Here is a 12,849-nt window from a genome sequence, read left to right as displayed (position 1 = left end):
ACCGTGAAGCTGATCGCCCCGATCGCCATGGAAGAAGGTCTGCGCTTCGCTATCCGCGAAGGTGGCCGTACCGTCGGCGCCGGTGTGGTTGCCAAGATCATCGAGTAATTCTCTCTATTCGGGGCTCCCGGCTTCCGGGGCCCCATCGCTCTTTGGGAAATATCATGCAAAACCAGAAAATCCGCATCCGTCTGAAGGCCTTTGATTATCGTCTGATCGATCAATCCGCTCAGGAAATCGTCGAAACCGCCAAGCGTACCGGTGCTGTGGTGCGTGGCCCCGTGCCGCTGCCTACCCGTATTCAGCGTTACGACGTGCTGCGTTCCCCGCACGTGAACAAGACTTCCCGCGATCAGTTCGAGATCCGGACCCATCTGCGCCTGATGGACATCATCGATCCCACTGACAAGACGGTTGACGCTCTGATGAAGCTCGACCTGCCGGCTGGCGTTGATGTCGAAATCAAGTTGCAATAAGCGACTGGTTGCGTATATAATCCACCGCTTTTCCGCGGGCGGCCCCTTTCGGGTCGCCCATTTTGACTTACTTGTCGGCCAATCGCAGCCGGCATTTGGAGAATAACCATGAGTCTAGGCCTTGTTGGGCGCAAGGTCGGCATGACGCGCGTGTTTACCGAAGACGGTGCTACCGTCCCGGTGACTGTGCTGGACGTGTCGAACAACCGTGTGTCCCAGATCAAAACGCCTGAAGCCGACGGCTATGCCGCCGTTCAGGTGACTTTCGGCAAGCGCCGTGCCTCCCGCGTCAACAAATCCTTGGCTGGTCACCTGGCCAAGGCGGGTGTTGAGGCTGGGCACGTGCTCAAAGAATTTCCTGTGACTGCTGACCAGCTCGCTGGCCTGAAGGCTGGTGATCAGATCGCTGTCACTATTTTTTCCGTTGGCCAGAAGGTGGATATCACCGGCACTTCCCAGGGTAAGGGTTTTGCTGGTGCCATCAAGCGCCACAACTTCAGCTCCAATCGCGCCAGCCACGGTAACTCCGTGTCTCACAATGCGCCGGGCTCCATCGGTATGGCTCAGGATCCGGGTCGCGTTTTCCCGGGTAAGCGCATGGCCGGTCACCTGGGTGCTGTGAAGAGCACTGTGCAGTGCCTGGAAGTGGTTCGGGTCGACGTCGAGCGCCAGCTGTTGCTGGTCAAGGGCGCTGTTCCCGGCTCCAAGGGCTCCGACGTCATCGTGCGTCCGGCAGTCAAGGCTTAAGGGGGCATGATGGAACTGAAGGTTATTAACGAAAAAGGTCAGGAAGCAGCCAAGCTGCAGGCTTCCGACGCCCTGTTCGGTCGCGACTATAACGAAGCCCTGGTGCATCAGGTGGTCGTGGCCTACCAGGCCAATGCGCGTAGTGCCAACCGCAAGCAGAAGGATCGCTCCGAGGTTCGGCATACCACCACCAAGCCCTGGCGCCAAAAGGGTACTGGCCGCGCTCGCGCCGGTTCCAACGGTAGCCCGCTGTGGCGCGGAGGCGGTCGGATTTTCCCGAACAGCCCTGAGGAGAATTTCTCCCAGAAGGTGAACAAGAAGATGTACCGTGCCGGTCTGGCCGCCATCCTCTCCCAACTGGTTCGCGATGATCGCCTGGCCGTGGTGGAAAGTCTTGCTGTCGAGGCCCCTAAGACCAAACTGTTCGCCCAGAAGATCAAGGGCATGGGCTACGAGTCCGTGCTGGTGATCACCGATTCTCTGGATGAGAACGTGTTCCTGGCTTCCCGCAATCTGCCCAATGTTCTGGTGCTGGATGTGAGCGAAGCTGATCCCGTGTCCCTGGTGCGCTTCCCCAAGGTCCTGGTGACCAAGGGTGCCGTTGCCAAGTTTGAGGAGCTGCTGGGATGAGCCAAGAGCGTCTGCTGCAGGTGCTGCTGGCACCGCAAATCTCCGAAAAGGCTACTTTCGTCGCCGACAAGAACGAGCAAGTGATTTTCAAGGTTGCATCCGATGCGACCAAGCCGGAAATCAAGGCTGCTGTCGAACTGCTCTTCAAGGTGCAGGTCGAGTCCGTTCAAGTGGCGAACGTCAAGGGCAAGGAAAAGCGCTTCGGCCGTTTCATTGGTCGTCGCAAGAACTGGAAGAAGGCCTACGTCAGCCTGAAGCCGGGCCAGGAAATCAATTTCGCGGCCGGGGAGTAAGAGAACATGGCACTGATCAAAGTAAAACCGACTTCCGCCGGCCGTCGTGCCGTCGTCAAGGTCGTCAATCCTGATCTGCACAAGGGCAAGCCGTTCGCCGGTCTGCTGGAAAAGCAGATTCGTGGCTCCGGTCGCAATAACAACGGTCGTATCACCACCCGTCACCAGGGCGGTGGTCACAAGCAGCACTACCGTGTTGTTGATTTCAAGCGCAACAAGGATGGCATTCCGGCCAAGGTCGAGCGTCTCGAGTACGACCCCAACCGTTCCGCCAACATCGCCCTGCTGTGCTACGCCGATGGCGAGCGTCGTTACATCATCGCCCCCAAGGGCATGGTGGTCGGTCAGCAGGTGATTTCCGGCTCCGAAGCGCCGATCAAGTCCGGTAACACCCTGCCGATTCGTAATATTCCGGTCGGTACCACCATTCACTGCGTCGAGATGCTGCCTGGCAAGGGGGCTCAACTGGCTCGTGCCGCCGGCACTTCCGTGCAGTTGCTGGCCCGTGAAGGTTCCTACGCTCAGCTGCGTCTGCGTTCCGGTGAAATCCGTCGGGTGCACGTCGAATGTCGTGCCACCATCGGTGAAGTGGGCAACGAAGAGCACTCCCTGCGCTCCATCGGCAAGGCCGGTGCGATGCGTTGGCGGGGTGTGCGTCCCACTGTTCGCGGTGTGGCCATGAACCCGGTCGATCACCCCCATGGTGGTGGTGAAGGTCGTACTGCCGCTGGTATGAACCCGGTCAGCCCCTGGGGCACCAAGACCAAGGGCTATCGCACCCGTCGTAACAAGCGCACGAACTCCATGATCGTGCAGCGTCGTCACAAGCGTTAAGGGGTAGAGAACTATGGGACGTTCCATTAAAAAGGGCCCGTTCGTCGATGCCCATTTGCTGAAAAAAGTCGACGCCGCACGTACCGGCAACGACAAGCGGCCGATCAAGACTTGGTCTCGCCGTTCTACCGTGCTGCCCGACTTCGTCGGTCTGACCATTGCCGTGCATAACGGCAAGCAGCATATCCCGGTGTATGTCACCGAAAACATGGTTGGCCACAAGCTTGGCGAATTTTCTCTGACCCGCACGTTCAAGGGTCATACCGCCGGCAAGAAGGCGAAGAAGTAAGGAGTGCAAATGGAAACTCGTGCTATTTTGCGCGGCGTCCGCCTCTCCGCTCAGAAGGGTCGCCTCGTGGCTGACCTGGTTCGCGGCAAGCCGGTGGGCCAGGCGCTCAACATCCTGGGCTTTGCTCCCCAAAAAGGTGCAAAGATCGTTAAGAAGGTTCTGGAATCTGCCATTGCCAACGCCGAGCATAACGACGGCGCTGATATCGACGAATTGAAGGTGAAGACCATTCACGTCGAGCAGGGCACTTCTCTGAAGCGCTTCACCGCTCGGGCGAAAGGTCGTGGCAATCGCATCATCAAGCAGACCTGCCACATTTTCGTCACCGTCGGGAACTGAGGAAGAGCTATGGGTCAGAAGATTAATCCTACCGGGTTCCGCCTCAGCGTGAACCGTAACTGGGCTTCCCGCTGGTACGCGAATAGTCAAAACTTCGCCACCATGCTGAACGAAGACATCCGGGTTCGCGACTATCTGAAGAAGAAGCTGGCACACGCATCCGTTGGTCGCGTTCTCATCGAACGCCCCGCCAAGAATGCCCGTGTCACTATCTTCTCCGCCCGTCCGGGCGTGGTGATTGGCAAGAAGGGCGAAGAAATCGACAACCTGCGCGCTGAGCTGCAGCGCATCATGGGTGTGCCGGTTCACGTCAGCATCGAAGAAATTCGCAAGCCCGAGCTGGACGCCCAGCTGATTGGCGATTCCATCGCCCAGCAGCTGGAAAAGCGGATCATGTTCCGTCGTGCCATGAAGCGTGCCATGCAGAACGCCATGCGTCTGGGTGCCCAGGGCATCAAGATCATGAGCTCCGGCCGTCTGAATGGCGCCGAAATTGCCCGTACCGAATGGTATCGCGAAGGCCGTGTGCCCCTGCACACCCTGCGCGCCGACATCGACTATGCTACCTCCGAAGCCCGCACTACCTACGGCATCATCGGTATCAAGGTCTGGGTGTTCAAGGGTGAAATGTCCGCGAACGGCCAGCCGGCCGTCGTGACTCCCGAGGCAGGTGCCGACGACCAGCGTAAGCCCCGTCGTTCCGCTAAGCCTGGCGAAGGTGCTGACAAGCCCAAGACGACTCGTACTGTGAAGGCCAAGGCTGAAGGCGAAGCCAAGGCTGCGGAGGGTGACAAGGTCCCCGCCAAGCGCGTAAGAAAGGCAGGTAACAACGATGCTGCAGCCTAATCGCAGAAAGTACCGTAAGGAACACAAGGGCCGTAACACCGGCCTGGCAACCCGCGGTGCCAAGGTCAGCTTTGGTGAATACGGTTTGAAGGCCGTCGGCCGTGGCCGTCTGACTTCCCGTCAGATCGAAGCTGCTCGTCGTGCCATGACCCGTCACATCAAGCGGGGCGGCCGCATCTGGATTCGTGTGTTCCCGGATAAGCCCATTTCCAAGAAGCCCGCTGAAGTTCGGATGGGTAACGGCAAGGGCAATCCCGAGTATTACGTTGCTGAAATCCAGCCCGGCAAGGTGCTGTACGAGATGGACGGTGTGGATGAGGCGCTGGCTCGCGAGGCGTTCGCCCTGGCTGCTGCCAAGATTCCCTTTGCCGTCACCTTCGTGACCCGTCAGTTGGGGTAATCCATGAAAGCTAATGATTTGAGAGCGAAGAGCATCGACGAGCTGAATGTCGAACTCGTTGAACTGCTGAAGGCCCAGTTCAGTCTGCGTATGCAGGCTGCAACGCAGCAACTGGCCAACACCAGTCAGCTGGCCAAGGTGCGCAAGGATATTGCGCGTGTTCGTACCTTCCTGCGTGAAAAGGCGGTGCAGCAATGAGCGAGACCACCAGCATCAAGCGTACCCTGATCGGTCGCGTGGTCAGCGACAAGATGGAAAAGACCGTCACCGTCCTGATCGAACGTCGCGTGAAGCACCCGGTTTACGGCAAGATTGTGACCAAGTCCAAGAAGTATCACGCGCACAACGAAAACAACGAAGCCAAGACCGGCGACCTGGTGGAAATCGAAGAAACTCGTCCGATTTCCCGTAGCAAGGCATGGCGTGTGACCAAGTTGCTTGAAAAAGCGACCGTCATTTGAAGTAGATGATGTGCAAGCCCCGGAAGGGGCTTGCATGTTTTTATAGAAGCCTGTACTATCCCGCTTCTTTGGGGTCTCTGGTGCCTGCTGGGGGTCCTTGTTTTAGTTCCTTCCCCCTTCGGGGTCCAAGACTGCCTGCGATCCGTTGCGGGAAAAGTTGGAGTTAAAAATGATTCAGATGCAGACGATTCTGGACGTCGCCGATAATACCGGTGCGCGTTCGGTGATGTGTATCAAGGTCCTGGGCGGCTCTAAGCGTCGCTATGCGGGCGTTGGTGACATCATCAAGGTGTCCATCAAGGATGCCGCTCCCCGTGGTCGCGTGAAGAAGGGTGATGTGTATAACGCCGTGGTGGTTCGTACCGCCAAAGGCGTACGTCGTCCCGATGGCTCGCTGATCAAGTTCGACAACAACGCGGCTGTGCTCCTGAATACCAAGCTGGAGCCGATTGGTACTCGTATCTTTGGGCCCGTTACGCGTGAATTGCGTACCGAGCGCTTCATGAAGATCGTGTCCCTGGCGCCGGAAGTGCTGTAAGGAGCGGTGATGGAAAAGATTCGCAAAGGTGACGAAGTGATCGTCATCGCCGGCAAGGACAAGGGCAAGCGCGGTACCGTGCTGCGCCGCGTCGATGCTGAGCGTGTGGTGGTTGAGGGTGTGAATCGTGCCAAAAAGCACGTCAAGCCTAATCCCATCAAGGGTGTTGTGGGTGGTATTGCCGACAAGGATATGCCGATTCACATCTCCAATGTGGCGCTGTTTAATGCTGCCACCCAGAAGGCTGACCGCGTTGGCTTCAAGACTCTTGAAGACGGTAAGAAAGTGCGCGTGTTCAAGTCCAGTGGCGAAACCCTGGAGGCTTAAGGAATAGTCATGGCGCGTTTTTTCGACTACTACAAGGCAACCGTGGTGCCTGAGCTGACCAAGCAGTTCGGCTACAAGTCCATCATGGAAGTGCCGCGCATCACCAAGATCACCCTGAACATGGGTGTCGGCGAAGCCGTTCAGGACAAGAAAGTTCTGGAGAACGCCGTTGGCGACATGCAAAAGATTGCTGGCCAAAAGCCGGTGGTTACCAAGTCCCGCAAGTCCATTGCTGGCTTCAAGATTCGTGACGGCTATCCGATCGGCTGCATGGTGACTCTGCGTGGTCCCCGCATGTTCGAATTCCTGGATCGTCTGGTGACGGTGTCCCTGCCTCGCGTTCGTGACTTCCGTGGCGTTGCTGGCAAGGGTTTTGATGGCCGTGGTAACTACAACATGGGCGTCAAGGAACAGATCATTTTCCCGGAAATTGAGTACGACAAGATCGACGCTCTGCGGGGTATGAACATCAGCATCACCACGACTGCGAAGACCGATGAGGAAGCCAAGGCTCTCCTGTCCGCCTTCAAGTTCCCCTTCAAGAATTGAGGCGATAATGGCAAAACTGTCACTCATCAATCGCGAAGAGAAGCGTCGCGCCCAAGTGGAAAAGTACGCTGCCAAGCGTGCTGCCCTGCAGGCTGTCATTGACGACCAGAGTCTTTCCGACGCCGAGCGTTTCGAAGCTCGTCTGAAGCTGCAAGCGTTGCCGCGCAATTCTAGCCCCGCTCGCCTGCGTAATCGTTGTCAGGTGACCGGTCGTCCTCGCGGTGTGTTCCGCAAGTTCGGCTTGTGCCGCAACAAGCTCCGTGAAGCCGCCTTCAAAGGCGAGATTCCCGGTATGACCAAGGCCAGCTGGTAAGCAGGAGATATAAAAGATGGCTATGAGCGATCCGATCGCGGACATGCTGACCCGCATCCGCAACGCCCAGCAAGCCGAGAAGGCATCCGTAACGATGCCCTCCTCCAAGCTGAAAGTGGCGATTGCCGACGTCCTTAAGGGCGAAGGCTACATTGATGACTTCGCTGTGCGCGATGTCGAAGGCAAGGCTTCTCTGGAGATTGCCCTTAAGTATTACGCCGGTCGTCCGGTGATTGAGCGCATCGAGCGCGTCTCTCGCCCCGGCCTTCGCGTCTACAAGGGCAGCCAGGATATTCCTCGTGTGATGAACGGTCTGGGTGTGGCTATTGTTTCTACCCCCAAGGGCGTCATGACCGACCGCAAGGCTCGTACCCAGAACGTGGGTGGCGAAGTCCTCTGCATCGTTGCTTAAGGGGTGATCATGTCCCGTGTAGGTAAGAATCCGATTTCTCTGCCCCAGGGTGTTGAAGTCACTCTGGGCGCGGAAATCTCCGTCAAGGGTCCCCTTGGCGTGTTGAAGCTGAAGTCCAATGCGGCTGTGTCCGTCAAGCTTGAAGATCAGCAGCTGGTGTGTTCCCCGGTTGAAGGCGTCGAAGGTGCCGCAGCCCAGTGGGGCACCATGCGTGCCAACCTGAATAACATGGTAACCGGCGTGACCAAGGGTTTTGAGCGCAAGCTCAACCTGGTTGGCGTGGGCTATCGTGCTCAGGCTCAGGGTGATGTGCTGAATCTGACGCTGGGCTTCTCTCACCCGGTTGCCCACAAGATGCCTGCTGGCGTCAAGGTGGAAACTCCCTCCCAGACTGAAATCCTCATCAAGGGTGTGGATAAGCAGGCGGTTGGGCAGGTCGCGGCTGACGTCCGTGCTTATCGCAAGCCCGAGCCCTATAAGGGCAAGGGTGTGCGTTATGCCGACGAAGTAGTCGTGCTCAAGGAAACCAAGAAGAAGTAAGGTGGCGAAATGATCGACAAGAAACAGTCGCGCTTGCGTCGTGCCCGCAAAACCCGGGCCAAAATCGCCGAGCTGAAGTCCGTGCGTCTGTGCGTGTATCGCACCAACAGCCACATCTACGCTCAAGTTATTTCCCCCTGCGGTTCCAAGGTGCTTGCCGCGGCTTCCTCTCTGGAGCCCGAAGTGCGCAAGGATCTGTCCAATGGTGGCAACGTCAATGCTGCTACCACTATCGGGAAACTCATCGCCGAGCGCGCCAAAAAGGCGGGCATCGAGCAGGTCGCTTTCGATCGCTCCGGCTTCCAGTACCACGGCCGTGTCAAGGCCCTGGCTGAAGCGGCGCGCGAAGGCGGTCTGAAGTTCTGACCGGCCTGAAGGAAAGTTCGAGGTTAATTATGGCAAAACCGCAAACCAAGAAGCCCCAGCAGGCCGACGAGCGCGACGACGGTCTGCGCGAAAAAATGATCTCCATCAACCGCGTCACCAAGGTGGTGAAAGGCGGTCGGATTCTGGGCTTCGCCGCCCTGACCGTGGTGGGTGATGGTGATGGCGCTGTGGGCATGGGCAAGGGCAAGTCCCGCGAAGTTCCCGTTGCCGTGCAGAAGGCTATGGACGAAGCCCGTCGCAAGATGGAAAAGGTCAGCCTGAAGAACGGCACCCTGCAGCACGCCGTAGTCGGTAAGCATGGTTCTTCCACCGTGCTGATGATGCCTGCTCCCGACGGTACCGGCATCATCGCCGGCGGCGCCATGCGCGCCGTCTTCGAGGTGATGGGTGTTACCAACGTCGTGGCCAAGGCTCACGGTTCCACCAACCCTTACAATATCGTCCGCGCCACGCTGAACGGCCTGCTGGCGATGAGTACTCCGGCTGAAGTTGCTGCCAAGCGCGGCAAGTCTGTCGAAGATATCCTGGGGTAAGACATGGCTGAAAAGACTATCAAGGTCACGCTCGTCAAGAGCCTGATCGGCACCAAGCAGGACCACCGCGCCACCGTGCGTGGCCTGGGTCTGCGCCGTCTGAACTCTTCCTCCGTGCTGCAGGACACTCCTGCCGTGCGCGGCATGATCAACAAGGTTTCGTACCTGCTGAAGTTCGAGGGCTAACATGCAATTGAATACCATCAAGCCCGCAGAGGGTGCCAAGCACGCTAAAAAGCGCGTTGGTCGTGGTATCGGCTCCGGCCTGGGCAAGACTTGCGGCCGCGGCCACAAGGGTCAGAAGTCCCGTTCCGGTGGCTTCCACAAGGTTGGTTTTGAGGGCGGTCAGATGCCTCTGCATCGTCGTCTGCCGAAGCGCGGCTTCGTCTCTCTGACCAATGCCCGCAATGTGGAAGTTCGTTTGTCCGAGATCCAGGGCCTGCCTGTTGACGAGATCGATCTGCTGGTACTGAAGCAGTCCGGTCTGGTTGCCGGCAATGCGCTGTCCGCCAAGGTCATCCTCTCCGGTGAGATCACCCGCAAGGTGCAGCTCAAGGGTGTGGGTGCTACCAAGGGCGCCAAGGCTGCCATCGAAGCGGCCGGCGGTTCCGTGGCCGAATAATCGGTCACGAGCTTTAATGCAACGTAGTGAGGAAGTTCGGTTTGGCGACCAATAATGTAGTCAGCAAAGGCGGCAAGTTCGGCGATCTTAAGCGTCGTTTGTGGTTCCTGTTGGGTGCCTTGGTCGTCTATCGCATCGGTGCTCATATCCCGGTTCCCGGGATTGACGCCACCGTGCTGGCCGAACTCTTCCAAAGCCAGCAGGGCGGCATTCTGGGCATGTTCAACATGTTCTCCGGTGGCGCCCTGTCTCGCTTCACTATTTTTGCCTTGGGTATCATGCCCTACATTTCTGCCTCCATCATCATGCAGTTGATGACGGTGGCCAGCCCCCAGCTCGAGGCCCTGAAGAAGGAAGGCGAAGCTGGTCGGCGTAAAATTACCCAGTACACTCGTTACGGTACAGTTGCTCTGGCTTTGTTCCAAGGTCTTGGCATTGCCATTGCCCTTGAGGCTCAGCCTGGTCTGGTGCTTGATCCCGGCTTTCTGTTCCGCCTGACGACTGTTGCTACCCTGCTGACCGGCACCATGTTCCTGATGTGGCTGGGTGAACAGATCACCGAGCGGGGCTTGGGTAATGGCATTTCGATCATTATTTTCGCTGGTATTGCTGCCGGACTTCCTAACGCCATTGGTGGTCTCCTGGAGTTGGTGCGCACCGGTGCTATGCATCCCCTGACGGCTATTGTCATCAGCATTCTGGTATTCGTTGTGACGGCCTTTGTGGTCTTTGTCGAACGTGGTCAGCGCAAAATTCTGGTGAATTATGCGAAGCGTCAAGTGGGCAACAAGGTTTACGGTGGTCAGAGTTCCCATCTGCCTCTGAAATTGAACATGGCGGGTGTAATCCCTCCCATCTTTGCTTCGTCGATCATTCTGTTTCCGGCGACCGTCGCGGGCTGGTTCGGCTCGGGTGAGTCCATGAGCTGGCTCAAGGATGTGGCTGCGACCCTTTCGCCTGGTCAGCCAATCTACGTCATGCTGTACGCTGCTGCGATTGTGTTTTTCTGCTTCTTCTATACCGCTCTGGTTTTTAACTCCAAGGAGACGGCGGATAATCTGAAGAAGAGCGGAGCCTTTGTTCCCGGTATTCGTCCTGGTGAGCAAACCGCCCGCTACATTGACAAGATTCTGATGCGCTTGACGCTGATTGGAGCCGGTTACATCACTCTGGTCTGCCTGCTCCCCGAGTTTCTGATTTTGAAGTGGAACGTGCCTTTCTACTTTGGTGGCACATCCCTGCTGATTATCGTGGTTGTGACCATGGACTTCATGTCCCAGGTACAGGCCTACGTGATGTCCCATCAGTATGAAAGCCTGCTCAAGAAAGCCAATTTCAAGGGCGGTGGCTTCCCGGCAGTTAAGTGAGCGCCAGCCTCTAGGGGCTGGGGACTTGGGATAGCAAGTAATACTGTATTGAAATTCTGGTTGAGGTTTTCGAAGGCCTCTCCAATAAAAGTTTTGAAGTCAAACTCGAAAAGGCCATGTGGTCCTCGGGTATCTCTGCTGCAAAGCGGGTATGAACTACATTCGTCTTGCTGCTGAGTGACAAGGTCACGGTACAATTCCCGCCTCGTGAAATATCCAGGTTGGCATCGTTCTCCGTACCGCATTACGATTTTTTGAATCTCTACGCTAAGAAGTAATCGGGCAAATGGCTGGCTGCGCCAAGCGCCCTGAATCAAGGAGCTAATTATGAAAGTGCTGGCATCGGTAAAGAAAATTTGCCGCAATTGCAAGATCATTCGTCGCAACGGCGTTGTTCGCGTGATCTGTACTGATCCGCGGCACAAGCAGCGCCAGGGCTGATAACAGCCGGCGCGAGCTGGCGTTGCGTTGAAATTTGGGTTGAATCGAAACAGGGTTCAACAGTATAATCATCGGTTTCGCTTTTCCGGGGTGACTTAATGGCCCGTATCGCTGGGGTAAATATTCCCAACCACAAACACGCTGAGATCGCGTTAACCGCGATTTTTGGCGTTGGTCGCACCCGCGCACAGAAAATCTGTGACGCAGCGGGTGTTGTTCGTTCGACCAAGGTGAAGGACCTGTCCGACGCCGAGATGGAACGCCTGCGTGATGAAGTGGGTAAGTTCACGGTTGAGGGTGACCTCCGCCGCGAAGTGACCATGAATATCAAGCGTCTGATGGACCTTGGCTGCTACCGCGGCTTGCGTCACCGCAAGGGTCTGCCCGTGCGTGGTCAGCGTACCCGCACCAACGCGCGTACTCGCAAGGGACCGCGCAAGGCTGTCCAAAAGGGCAAGTAAGAGGATAGGAAATGGCTAAGACTGCTGCCAAAGTCCGTAAAAAGGTCAAGAAGAACGTGGCCGAGGGCATTGCCCACATCCACGCTTCCTTCAATAACACCATCATCACCATCACCGACCGTCAAGGTAACGCGCTGTCTTGGGCGACCTCCGGCGGTGCAGGCTTCAAGGGTTCCCGCAAGTCCACTCCCTTTGCTGCCCAGGTGGCCGCTGAGGCTGCCGGCAAGGCAGCTCAAGAGTGTGGCGTGAAGAACCTCGAAGTACGCATCAAGGGCCCCGGCCCCGGCCGTGAATCTGCCGTGCGTGCTCTGAACGCCCTGGGTATGAAGATCACCGCAATCTCCGACGTGACGCCCGTGCCGCACAACGGCTGCCGTCCGCCGAAGAAGCGTCGCATTTAAGGAGTGACTCGTGGCTCGTAACCTCGATCCCAAGTGCCGTCAGTGCCGCCGCGAGGGCGAAAAGCTCTTCCTCAAAGGCGAAAAGTGCTACACCGACAAGTGCTCTGTTGAGCGCCGCGCCTACGCCCCTGGTCAGCATGGTCAGAAGTCCGGCCAGCGTCTGTCCGACTACGGCGTGCATCTGCGCGAAAAGCAGAAGATTCGCCGTATCTATGGCGTGCTCGAAGGTCAGTTCCGCAGCGTCTATCGCGAAGCTGATCGTCGCAAGGGCGTGACCGGTGAAAACCTGCTGCAACTGTTGGAATCCCGTCTGGATTCCGTCGCCTATCGCATGGGTTTCGGTGCTTCCCGCTCTGAATCCCGCCAGATCGTTCGTCACAATGGCGTTCTGGTGAATGGCAAGCGCGTCAACATTCCCTCTTACCTGGTTCGTCCCGGTGATGTGGTCGAACTGACCGAGCGTTCTCGTGGTTCCCTGCGTGTGAAGGCTGCCCTTGCGGCCGCTGAATCCCGCGGCTTCCCCGAGTGGCTGGATGTGGACGCCAAGAATGGCAAGGGTACCTTCAAGGCCGCCCCGATCCGTTCCGAACTGCCTTCCACCATCAACGAAAGCCTGGTCATCGAACTGTATTCGAAGTAATGC

Annotated in this window: 27 protein-coding genes; all 27 read left to right on the top strand. The window is 57.4% G+C overall.

All coding sequences use genetic code 11. The features are described 5' to 3' along the window. Positions 1-108 (top strand): elongation factor Tu (locus AZSI13_RS10055; protein WP_080495549.1); only part of this gene is annotated, 108 nt, incomplete at its 5' end. A 56-nt stretch (positions 109-164) separates the two neighbouring features. Further along, positions 165-476: a 30S ribosomal protein S10 gene (gene rpsJ / locus AZSI13_RS10050; RefSeq protein WP_014235480.1), complete on the top strand. Its 312-nt coding sequence runs from the start codon at positions 165-167 to the stop codon at positions 474-476. A 108-nt stretch (positions 477-584) separates the two neighbouring features. Continuing rightward, positions 585-1,223 (top strand): 50S ribosomal protein L3, encoded by a 639-nt coding sequence (gene rplC / locus AZSI13_RS10045; RefSeq protein ID WP_109041029.1) that lies wholly within the window; start codon positions 585-587, stop codon positions 1,221-1,223. Positions 1,224-1,232: 9 nt separating this feature from the next. Beyond that, positions 1,233-1,853, top strand: coding sequence for a 50S ribosomal protein L4 (rplD, locus tag AZSI13_RS10040; RefSeq protein ID WP_109041043.1), 621 nt, complete (start codon positions 1,233-1,235; stop codon positions 1,851-1,853). Further along, positions 1,850-2,146 (top strand): 50S ribosomal protein L23, encoded by a 297-nt coding sequence (rplW, locus tag AZSI13_RS10035; protein ID WP_109041028.1) that lies wholly within the window; start codon positions 1,850-1,852, stop codon positions 2,144-2,146. Before rplD ends, rplW begins: the two co-directional genes overlap by 4 nt. Before the next feature lie 6 nt (positions 2,147-2,152). Then, positions 2,153-2,980 (top strand): 50S ribosomal protein L2, encoded by an 828-nt coding sequence (gene rplB, locus AZSI13_RS10030; RefSeq protein ID WP_109041027.1) that lies wholly within the window; start codon positions 2,153-2,155, stop codon positions 2,978-2,980. 13 nt (positions 2,981-2,993) lie between these two features. Next, positions 2,994-3,269 carry a 30S ribosomal protein S19 gene (gene rpsS, locus AZSI13_RS10025; protein ID WP_109041026.1) on the top strand — a complete coding sequence of 92 codons (276 nt, stop codon included), beginning with the start codon at positions 2,994-2,996 and terminating at the stop codon, positions 3,267-3,269. A 9-nt stretch (positions 3,270-3,278) separates the two neighbouring features. After that, on the top strand, positions 3,279-3,608 hold the full coding sequence (gene rplV / locus AZSI13_RS10020) for a 50S ribosomal protein L22 (RefSeq protein WP_014235474.1): 330 nt from the start codon (positions 3,279-3,281) through the stop codon (positions 3,606-3,608). Positions 3,609-3,617: 9 nt separating this feature from the next. After that, positions 3,618-4,454 carry a 30S ribosomal protein S3 gene (gene rpsC / locus AZSI13_RS10015; protein ID WP_109041025.1) on the top strand — a complete coding sequence of 279 codons (837 nt, stop codon included), beginning with the start codon at positions 3,618-3,620 and terminating at the stop codon, positions 4,452-4,454. Continuing rightward, entirely contained in the window at positions 4,441-4,854 is a 414-nt protein-coding gene (rplP, locus tag AZSI13_RS10010; RefSeq protein ID WP_109041024.1) for a 50S ribosomal protein L16, read from the top strand. Before rpsC ends, rplP begins: the two co-directional genes overlap by 14 nt. A gap of 3 nt (positions 4,855-4,857) precedes the next feature. Beyond that, entirely contained in the window at positions 4,858-5,052 is a 195-nt protein-coding gene (gene rpmC, locus AZSI13_RS10005; RefSeq protein ID WP_109041023.1) for a 50S ribosomal protein L29, read from the top strand. After that, on the top strand, positions 5,049-5,315 hold the full coding sequence (gene rpsQ / locus AZSI13_RS10000) for a 30S ribosomal protein S17 (RefSeq protein ID WP_109041022.1): 267 nt from the start codon (positions 5,049-5,051) through the stop codon (positions 5,313-5,315). Before rpmC ends, rpsQ begins: the two co-directional genes overlap by 4 nt. Before the next feature lie 169 nt (positions 5,316-5,484). Next, a complete protein-coding gene (gene rplN / locus AZSI13_RS09995) occupies positions 5,485-5,853 on the top strand; it encodes a 50S ribosomal protein L14 (protein WP_109041021.1) in 369 nt (122 codons plus the stop codon). A 6-nt stretch (positions 5,854-5,859) separates the two neighbouring features. Further along, the gene (gene rplX, locus AZSI13_RS09990) at positions 5,860-6,180 is read left to right on the top strand and encodes a 50S ribosomal protein L24 (protein WP_268807525.1); all 321 of its coding nucleotides are present in this window, start codon (positions 5,860-5,862) and stop codon (positions 6,178-6,180) included. Between the two features lie 9 nt (positions 6,181-6,189). Further along, entirely contained in the window at positions 6,190-6,729 is a 540-nt protein-coding gene (gene rplE / locus AZSI13_RS09985; protein ID WP_109041019.1) for a 50S ribosomal protein L5, read from the top strand. Positions 6,730-6,736: 7 nt separating this feature from the next. Beyond that, on the top strand, positions 6,737-7,042 hold the full coding sequence (gene rpsN, locus AZSI13_RS09980; protein WP_109041018.1) for a 30S ribosomal protein S14: 306 nt from the start codon (positions 6,737-6,739) through the stop codon (positions 7,040-7,042). 16 nt (positions 7,043-7,058) lie between these two features. After that, the gene (gene rpsH, locus AZSI13_RS09975) at positions 7,059-7,454 is read left to right on the top strand and encodes a 30S ribosomal protein S8 (RefSeq protein ID WP_109041017.1); all 396 of its coding nucleotides are present in this window, start codon (positions 7,059-7,061) and stop codon (positions 7,452-7,454) included. Positions 7,455-7,463: 9 nt separating this feature from the next. Beyond that, on the top strand, positions 7,464-7,994 hold the full coding sequence (gene rplF, locus AZSI13_RS09970) for a 50S ribosomal protein L6 (protein ID WP_109041016.1): 531 nt from the start codon (positions 7,464-7,466) through the stop codon (positions 7,992-7,994). Positions 7,995-8,006: 12 nt separating this feature from the next. Then, complete coding sequence (gene rplR, locus AZSI13_RS09965) at positions 8,007-8,360, top strand: 50S ribosomal protein L18 (protein ID WP_109041042.1); 354 nt, start codon at positions 8,007-8,009, stop codon at positions 8,358-8,360. A 29-nt stretch (positions 8,361-8,389) separates the two neighbouring features. Beyond that, on the top strand, positions 8,390-8,914 hold the full coding sequence (gene rpsE, locus AZSI13_RS09960; RefSeq protein WP_109041015.1) for a 30S ribosomal protein S5: 525 nt from the start codon (positions 8,390-8,392) through the stop codon (positions 8,912-8,914). 3 nt (positions 8,915-8,917) lie between these two features. Next, the gene (gene rpmD, locus AZSI13_RS09955) at positions 8,918-9,100 is read left to right on the top strand and encodes a 50S ribosomal protein L30 (protein WP_109041014.1); all 183 of its coding nucleotides are present in this window, start codon (positions 8,918-8,920) and stop codon (positions 9,098-9,100) included. Between the two features lies 1 nt (position 9,101). After that, on the top strand, positions 9,102-9,536 hold the full coding sequence (gene rplO / locus AZSI13_RS09950) for a 50S ribosomal protein L15 (RefSeq protein ID WP_109041013.1): 435 nt from the start codon (positions 9,102-9,104) through the stop codon (positions 9,534-9,536). Between the two features lie 41 nt (positions 9,537-9,577). Beyond that, complete coding sequence (secY, locus tag AZSI13_RS09945) at positions 9,578-10,903, top strand: preprotein translocase subunit SecY (protein WP_109041012.1); 1,326 nt, start codon at positions 9,578-9,580, stop codon at positions 10,901-10,903. A 327-nt stretch (positions 10,904-11,230) separates the two neighbouring features. Next, positions 11,231-11,344, top strand: coding sequence for a 50S ribosomal protein L36 (gene rpmJ, locus AZSI13_RS09940; RefSeq protein WP_109041011.1), 114 nt, complete (start codon positions 11,231-11,233; stop codon positions 11,342-11,344). Between the two features lie 98 nt (positions 11,345-11,442). Beyond that, on the top strand, positions 11,443-11,805 hold the full coding sequence (gene rpsM, locus AZSI13_RS09935) for a 30S ribosomal protein S13 (protein ID WP_109041010.1): 363 nt from the start codon (positions 11,443-11,445) through the stop codon (positions 11,803-11,805). 11 nt (positions 11,806-11,816) lie between these two features. Then, positions 11,817-12,206: a 30S ribosomal protein S11 gene (gene rpsK / locus AZSI13_RS09930; protein ID WP_014235455.1), complete on the top strand. Its 390-nt coding sequence runs from the start codon at positions 11,817-11,819 to the stop codon at positions 12,204-12,206. Between the two features lie 10 nt (positions 12,207-12,216). Then, entirely contained in the window at positions 12,217-12,846 is a 630-nt protein-coding gene (gene rpsD, locus AZSI13_RS09925) for a 30S ribosomal protein S4 (protein ID WP_109041009.1), read from the top strand. Positions 12,847-12,849: the final 3 nt, after the last annotated feature.

It is taken from the genome of Azospira sp. I13 (genome assembly GCF_003112695.1).
Taxonomy (GTDB): Bacteria; Pseudomonadota; Gammaproteobacteria; order Burkholderiales; family Rhodocyclaceae; genus Azospira.
The sequence above is the reverse complement of the archived record's forward strand: the minus strand, read 5'-3'. Positions and strand labels throughout refer to the sequence as shown.

Excerpts from the sequence above, each read along its gene's own strand:
- rpsJ (WP_014235480.1), top strand. The coding sequence starts at position 165 with ATGCAAAACCAGAAAATCCGCATCCGTCTGAAGGCCTTTGATTATCGT.
- rplC (WP_109041029.1), top strand. The coding sequence starts at position 585 with ATGAGTCTAGGCCTTGTTGGGCGCAAGGTCGGCATGACGCGCGTGTTT.
- rplD (WP_109041043.1), top strand. The coding sequence starts at position 1,233 with ATGGAACTGAAGGTTATTAACGAAAAAGGTCAGGAAGCAGCCAAGCTG.
- rplW (WP_109041028.1), top strand. The coding sequence starts at position 1,850 with ATGAGCCAAGAGCGTCTGCTGCAGGTGCTGCTGGCACCGCAAATCTCC.
- rplB (WP_109041027.1), top strand. The coding sequence starts at position 2,153 with ATGGCACTGATCAAAGTAAAACCGACTTCCGCCGGCCGTCGTGCCGTC.
- rpsS (WP_109041026.1), top strand. The coding sequence starts at position 2,994 with ATGGGACGTTCCATTAAAAAGGGCCCGTTCGTCGATGCCCATTTGCTG.
- rplV (WP_014235474.1), top strand. The coding sequence starts at position 3,279 with ATGGAAACTCGTGCTATTTTGCGCGGCGTCCGCCTCTCCGCTCAGAAG.
- rpsC (WP_109041025.1), top strand. The coding sequence starts at position 3,618 with ATGGGTCAGAAGATTAATCCTACCGGGTTCCGCCTCAGCGTGAACCGT.
- rplP (WP_109041024.1), top strand. The coding sequence starts at position 4,441 with ATGCTGCAGCCTAATCGCAGAAAGTACCGTAAGGAACACAAGGGCCGT.
- rpmC (WP_109041023.1), top strand. The coding sequence starts at position 4,858 with ATGAAAGCTAATGATTTGAGAGCGAAGAGCATCGACGAGCTGAATGTC.
- rpsQ (WP_109041022.1), top strand. The coding sequence starts at position 5,049 with ATGAGCGAGACCACCAGCATCAAGCGTACCCTGATCGGTCGCGTGGTC.
- rplN (WP_109041021.1), top strand. The coding sequence starts at position 5,485 with ATGATTCAGATGCAGACGATTCTGGACGTCGCCGATAATACCGGTGCG.
- rplE (WP_109041019.1), top strand. The coding sequence starts at position 6,190 with ATGGCGCGTTTTTTCGACTACTACAAGGCAACCGTGGTGCCTGAGCTG.
- rpsN (WP_109041018.1), top strand. The coding sequence starts at position 6,737 with ATGGCAAAACTGTCACTCATCAATCGCGAAGAGAAGCGTCGCGCCCAA.
- rpsH (WP_109041017.1), top strand. The coding sequence starts at position 7,059 with ATGGCTATGAGCGATCCGATCGCGGACATGCTGACCCGCATCCGCAAC.
- rplF (WP_109041016.1), top strand. The coding sequence starts at position 7,464 with ATGTCCCGTGTAGGTAAGAATCCGATTTCTCTGCCCCAGGGTGTTGAA.
- rpsE (WP_109041015.1), top strand. The coding sequence starts at position 8,390 with ATGGCAAAACCGCAAACCAAGAAGCCCCAGCAGGCCGACGAGCGCGAC.
- rpmD (WP_109041014.1), top strand. The coding sequence starts at position 8,918 with ATGGCTGAAAAGACTATCAAGGTCACGCTCGTCAAGAGCCTGATCGGC.
- rplO (WP_109041013.1), top strand. The coding sequence starts at position 9,102 with ATGCAATTGAATACCATCAAGCCCGCAGAGGGTGCCAAGCACGCTAAA.
- rpmJ (WP_109041011.1), top strand. The coding sequence starts at position 11,231 with ATGAAAGTGCTGGCATCGGTAAAGAAAATTTGCCGCAATTGCAAGATC.
- rpsM (WP_109041010.1), top strand. The coding sequence starts at position 11,443 with ATGGCCCGTATCGCTGGGGTAAATATTCCCAACCACAAACACGCTGAG.
- rpsK (WP_014235455.1), top strand. The coding sequence starts at position 11,817 with ATGGCTAAGACTGCTGCCAAAGTCCGTAAAAAGGTCAAGAAGAACGTG.